Below are 458 nucleotides of genomic sequence, written 5' to 3' on the forward strand. Positions count from 1 at the left end.
GGTACTCTCTTCACGCTATTTGTACTGCCAGTGATTTACAGCTACTTAGCTGAAAAACACAAACCTCTACCTGTATTTGTTGAAGACAAAGACCTAGAAAAACTAGCTCGTGTCGATGAAGCAAAAGCAGCGCACAGAGAATTAGCTGATAATAAGTAATCACTAAGTCGTAATAACAATAAAAAGGCTACTTCGGTGGCCTTTTTTTGTACGCCATAGGCGACATCTCAAGTGTGATTAAATAGAATAGTGGTAAATATTCAGGAGTTTTAATTGATATGTTTGATCCAAAAAAACTAGAGCAGATTGCTAAGCAGATCCACGATTCTATGCCTCAACCAGTAAAAGAGCTTGGTTCAGACGTAGATCAAAAAGTTCGTCAGGTTATCCAAGGCCAACTGAACAAGCTAGACGTTGTAAGCCGTGAAGAGTTTGATGTTCAAACACAAGTACTACTG

At 38.9% G+C, this 458-nt stretch carries 1 protein-coding gene; it reads left to right on the plus strand.

Annotation, left to right across the window (positions count from 1 at the left end; all coding sequences use genetic code 11):
* Positions 1-278: 278 nt before the first annotated feature.
* Positions 279-458: accessory factor UbiK family protein (locus tag AB4653_RS28805; RefSeq protein WP_372106062.1), on the plus strand; the 180-nt coding region annotated here is incomplete at its 3' end.

Origin of the sequence: Vibrio sp. 10N.222.48.A3 (assembly GCF_041475345.1) — a bacterium.
GTDB classification, from domain to species: Bacteria; Pseudomonadota; Gammaproteobacteria; order Enterobacterales; family Vibrionaceae; genus Vibrio; species Vibrio tasmaniensis_A.